Raw genomic sequence first — 5,314 nt, 5'->3', positions numbered from 1 at the left:
CGAAGTCTACATGACCGTTATGAATTTTTGCGTTATAAATCTTAATTGAACCGCCGTATACGGAACCGTACGTACGGTGGTGTGAGAGGACGGAGGCTAACCGCCTCCTCCTACTCGATATATCATGATCATTTAAATAGATTCATCACGCCTTAAATGGTTTAGGAGTGTTACTCCGTGGTTTACAGAAGTTCACCGCCAACAACAATGGCTAAACTGGATGTTGAAATATATATAACAGGAAGAGATGGTTCTAATTACAATTTCCATGTAATCAGAACCATTTTTCATGATTAGGGACTAGTTTTGTCTCAGCCTCTTTCTAATAAAACCAATCTGCTAAATTATACTGTTTAATAAATTGATTAAGAATAATCTTAGCTTGCTTGACCGTTGCTTGATCAGTAATTCTTTCTAAGTGATCGAACATTCTGATTAAATCCTCTTTTTTAAACGGATCAAATTTCTGTGTATTTATTATCTTTATTATTTCTACTGCTTGTGCTTGAGATAATGCCACCTGGTATTGTTCAGCATGTGTAAGTAACTCATCAGGTGTAATTTCAGTCATTTTCTTTCGAATGACTTGTTTAAATATTTGATTCATTAAATCCCTCCGTAATTTCAATCTTGCTACAATGTCCCAATATAATATATGTTCTATCTGTAAAAAGTGTATCTGTTAAAAAAATTCGATCAGATTAGGAGCTGAAATGAGAAAATACCCTTTTCTTATGTTGTGAATTTATGTGACATTTTTTAGTGGGGTGATTTGTTTAATGGCATATCATAATGTAATGGTGGCTTCTCGTGTTCAGCCAAATTCAAGGCGTAAGCACGAATTTAAAATTGTGGAGGAGGATATTCATTCAATGCAATCCACTGGGTGTTAGGTACTATATTTCAGCCAATCTATTTTCTCGGGACATTATTCCCCTGTCTTTTGAAGTTTATTTTTTTTATTAAAGGGTAAAGCGTATCAGTTGCTATTATTGTATAGATAGCTTAGCATAACGATTTGTAACACAAGATGGTTATAAGAAAGGATGTATAAGATTTGAAAAGAAGTACTTTATTTATAGTATTTTTGTCATTTGTCTCAGCTATTTTAATTTTTATTATAAATTTTATTCAACATTCACAAATGACGACATTAAAAGAGGAAAATCGTATATTATATGCTGAAAACAAACAATTAAAAGCTGCATCAACATACGATCAAGAATTATTGAAAGTTGACTTGGAGGATGATTATACTTATTGGTCAAATATTGAAAAGATTGCTGAACAAATGGTAAGTGACAGTGAAGGAAGGTTTAAACAAACCTGGGCTATCTATTTAACAAATGAGGCTGAAAAATATGCAATCGATCCATTTCTCGTTTATGAATTATTAAAAGTAGAAACTGGCTATACATTTGATCCACATTTAATTGGTCCAAAAACAAAATATGGTCACGCCTATGGAATGTCACAATTTATGAAGAATACTGCTCCTTGGGTTGCTGAGCTGGCTGGATTACCTTATAGTGATGATTTATTATTTGATCCTTACTATTCAATGCAACTAGCGATTGTTTATTTAGATTTCCTTCATCATAAGTATCAAAATTGGGATGAGGCACTAACAGCCTATCATCGTGGGATGACAGGCATGGAACAATATCGACAGAAGACGGGTTCAGCCAAAAGTCATTATGCAGAACGAATTCTAACAAATGCAGAGGGCCATCACACTTTTGCAATCGCTAAATAAGTTAAGAATGATATAGAGATATAAATGATCTTAAATCATTAAAGGGGTTTTGTAGAATTGAACAAAGCCCCTTTTAATGTGTTAAATGTCTATATTAATTTTATAAAAAATAGTTAATATGATCATTGATAGAATTTTTTCGCTATTGATCTGGAGATCGACTCAAATTGGATTTTACTTTGCTGAAGTGAATAGTGGGTAAACAGAATGATCAAAAGTCCTGGTAGATTGGGAATAAATATACTTGTCCATTTTCTAATTGGTAAATATCTGCTGATGGGTTGAGAGAAATAAAATCAGCTACCAATTGATCGATATTTGTAATTTGTTGTTTATTTAACTTTTCAATAATAGTCAGAAACTGCTCACCTTGTTTTACTTGATAAGATACAACTTGAAAGCTTGCTGCTTTCTTTTCATAATCGGAGTGGGGTGTAACTTCAACAACCGTTTTTTCAAGGCTTGAATGATGAAAAAGGTCTTGATAGCATGCGATCAGTAATAATAAGAATAAGGTAAGATAGCAAAATTTTAATTTACCAGACATCATCATTCTCCTTAGCATTATATTTTTAAAAAAACTAGGTTTAAGAGAAGAGGTGGGATTTAACCATGGATTAATAATAATCGATTGGATTAGCTTCTTTGTTGTTATTGGAACGGTTTTATGAGTTGGTGAGTTACTCGTTAAAGCTAACTTTTTTGCACTTGTAGCTATTTCTTTTATAACATTTTTCTTCTATACATATCTTAATTCATCTATATTTTATATTATGATCGTGATTTATCTTTTAGGCGTTTTTTTTAATATTTGATTTGTCTAGCTTAGGCTGACAAATCAAATTCAATAAAATGTATGTAAATTTAGTGTAAATTTTTATCGAATTGACTTTACAATTAATTAATAATTAACTAATAATAGATGTTGACGTCATTTTACATAGTAAATTAAAAATATTAATTAATTGAAGGGGTTAATCATTCATGGAATTAGATATAATGAATATTATATTTGAATTTTTAGGTGGATTAGGGATCTTTCTATTGGGCATTAAATCGATGGGGGAAGGTTTACAAAAGTCCGCTGGCGATCGTTTGAAAGATATCTTGGACAAATTAACTAGCAATCCATTGCTCGGGGTTATAGCAGGTATGGTTGTTACTATGTTGATTCAGTCCAGTTCAGGAACAACAGTACTAACTGTCGGCCTGGTTAACGCTGGTTTTATGACATTGAGGCAATCAATAGGTGTCATTATGGGGGCGAATATCGGGACAACAATCACGGCTTTTATAATTGGAATTAAGCTTGAGGAATATGGACTCCCAATACTTGCAGTTGGTGCATTGATGTTGTTCTTCTTTAAAAACCAAAAAGTATTAAATGTTGGACAAGCAATTTTTGGTTTTGGTGCTCTCTTTTTTGGTTTGCAATTAATGGGAGGCGGTCTAGAACCTTTGCAACATCTGCAAGGTTTTCAAGAATTAATGGTTGAGATGTCAGACAACTCAATTTTAGGTTTAATTATCGGAACAGTCTTTACCTTGGTTGTACAAAGTTCTAGTGCGACCGTTGGTATTTTGCAAAATTTGTTTGGACAAGGTGCGATTGATTTACAAGGGGCGCTTCCAGTCTTATTTGGAAATAATATCGGGACAACAATTACAGCTATTTTGGCTTCAATTGGTGCAACTGTTGCAGCAAGACGGGCAGCTTTAACACATGTTATATTTAATTTAATCGGTTCAATTCTTATTATGTTTGTATTGAGTCCCTATACAGCTTTGATTGAAACAATTCAAAATGCTTTAGGCTTAAATGCTGAAATGACGATTGCATTTGCCCATGGAATATTTAATATTCTTAATACAATCATTCTATTTCCATTTATCGGTGGGTTAGCATGGCTAGTAACTAAACTTGTACCTGGCGAAGATTCTTCGGCGACTGTCCAACCAACACACTTGGACCCTATCTTTATCCAGCAATCTCCCTCAGTCGCATTAGATCAAGCGAAGGAAGAAGTTGTTCGGATGGGGGAATTTGCACTACAAGGGCTAGAAGAAGCTACCTTATTTTTAAATAATCATGATACAAGTCATGCCGATCGGGCATTGAAGCTTGAAAATACTTTAAATAATATGGATCAAGAAATCACAGCTTATCTAATTGATTTGGCTGCAACACAGTTATCAGATGCAGATAGTGAAAGACACTCTGCATTACTTGATAGTGTTCGAGATATCGAACGAATTGGTGACCATTTTGAAAATATAGTTGAACTTACTCAGTTTAAAATTTCAAATAAAACGACTCTGACGGATCAAGCAAGAGAAGATTTAAATGAAATGTTTAAATTAGCTAATGAAGCGGTAAGTGTAGCGATTCGCTCTTTGGCAAATAGAGATCGCGAAAAAGCTTTAACGGTAGTTAAATATGAAGAAAAGATTAACCAAATGGAAAAGACATATAGAAAAAAACATATTATTCGGTTAAACAAGGGTATTTGTTCACCTTCAGCAGGGATTGTCTATGTAGATATTATTAGTAACTTAGAACGGATTGGTGATCATGCATTAAATATTGCTGAAGAAGTTTTGGGTGAAAAGATACCAGAAACAATTCATTAATAGATAGAACACTCGGCAGATTACTGCTGAGTGTTCTAAACCCTTGCTATTATACTAAGTTATGGTAGTAATTTAAATCTATTAGTAATCATCTTAACCAAATAATCACTTAGTTTTAAAATTTTGCTTTTAAAACTATTGACTCGGTATTTTTAATATGATATATTATATATCGTCGCTAAAGATAATACATAAATTCATAAGCGATCTGATAATTGTTCCACAGTAGCTCAGTGGTAGAGCAATCGGCTGTTAACCGATCGGTCGTAGGTTCGAATCCTACCTGTGGAGTCATTTTATGGCGGCGTAGCTCAGCTGGCGAGAGCGTACGGTTCATACCCGTGAGGTCGTGGGTTCGATCCCCTCCGCCGCTACCATATTTCATTTAAGATATATAATGGCGATCGTGGTGAAGTGGTTAACACATCGGATTGTGGATCCGACATTCGTGGGTTCGACCCCCACCGGTCGCCCCATCATAGAAATAGGACCCTTAGCTCAGTTGGTTAGAGCTATCGGCTCATAACCGATCGGTCGCAGGTTCGAGTCCTGCAGGGTCCACCATTATATTTATTGCGGAGGAATACCCAAGTCCGGCTGAAGGGATCGGTCTTGAAAACCGACAGGGGCTTCACGGCCCGCGGGGGTTCGAATCCCTCTTCCTCCGCCATTATTATTAAGATCAATACATATACATATGGCTCGATAGCTCAGTCGGTAGAGCAACGGACTGAAAATCCGTGTGTCGGCGGTTCGATTCCGTCTCGAGCCACTTTCTAAACAAGTTATTTGCAAATAACTTGTTTTTTTAGTGTGCCTGGCATGGATGTAATCTCTAGGGTGAGAGTCCCGAGCCATGAAGGCAGAAGTAGTGGTTAGCCTAACGCAAGGGTGTCCGTGGTGACGCGGAATCTGAAGGAAGCGAGC

Annotated in this window: 4 protein-coding genes and 6 tRNA genes; 8 read left to right on the top strand and 2 right to left on the bottom strand. The window is 35.4% G+C overall.

The window, feature by feature from the left end:
- Positions 1–322 precede the first annotated feature (322 nt).
- Positions 323–607, bottom strand: a complete 285-nt coding sequence (locus KQI76_RS11465) for a DUF2624 family protein (RefSeq protein WP_216400422.1) — start codon at positions 605–607, stop codon at positions 323–325.
- Positions 608–1,057: 450 nt separating this feature from the next.
- On the opposite strand from KQI76_RS11465, the gene KQI76_RS11460 reads away from it, so the two are divergent.
- The gene (locus tag KQI76_RS11460; protein WP_253288921.1) at positions 1,058–1,756 is read left to right on the top strand and encodes a lytic transglycosylase domain-containing protein; all 699 of its coding nucleotides are present in this window, start codon (positions 1,058–1,060) and stop codon (positions 1,754–1,756) included.
- Positions 1,757–1,967: 211 nt separating this feature from the next.
- Here KQI76_RS11460 and KQI76_RS11455 read toward each other — a convergent pair whose 3' ends face one another.
- A complete protein-coding gene (locus KQI76_RS11455) occupies positions 1,968–2,303 on the bottom strand; it encodes a hypothetical protein (protein ID WP_216400421.1) in 336 nt (111 codons plus the stop codon).
- Between the two features lie 437 nt (positions 2,304–2,740).
- Between KQI76_RS11455 and KQI76_RS11450 the strand changes: the two genes are divergently transcribed.
- From KQI76_RS11450 to KQI76_RS11420, 7 genes are all read left to right on the top strand, one after another.
- Positions 2,741–4,387 carry a Na/Pi cotransporter family protein gene (locus KQI76_RS11450; protein WP_216400420.1) on the top strand — a complete coding sequence of 549 codons (1,647 nt, stop codon included), beginning with the start codon at positions 2,741–2,743 and terminating at the stop codon, positions 4,385–4,387.
- A 219-nt stretch (positions 4,388–4,606) separates the two neighbouring features.
- Positions 4,607–4,678 (top strand) — tRNA-Asn (locus KQI76_RS11445).
- A 9-nt stretch (positions 4,679–4,687) separates the two neighbouring features.
- Positions 4,688–4,764 (top strand) — tRNA-Met (locus KQI76_RS11440).
- A 23-nt stretch (positions 4,765–4,787) separates the two neighbouring features.
- Positions 4,788–4,863: transfer RNA gene (locus KQI76_RS11435), tRNA-His, on the top strand.
- Positions 4,864–4,874: 11 nt separating this feature from the next.
- Positions 4,875–4,951 (top strand) — tRNA-Ile (locus tag KQI76_RS11430).
- 13 nt (positions 4,952–4,964) lie between these two features.
- Positions 4,965–5,057 (top strand) — tRNA-Ser (locus KQI76_RS11425).
- A 29-nt stretch (positions 5,058–5,086) separates the two neighbouring features.
- A tRNA-Phe gene (locus tag KQI76_RS11420) sits at positions 5,087–5,159 on the top strand.
- Positions 5,160–5,314: the final 155 nt, after the last annotated feature.

Origin of the sequence: Amphibacillus sp. MSJ-3 (assembly GCF_018919165.1) — a bacterium.
Classification (GTDB): Bacteria; Bacillota; Bacilli; order Bacillales; family Amphibacillaceae; genus Amphibacillus.
This window is presented reverse-complemented; position numbering and strand designations above follow the sequence as displayed.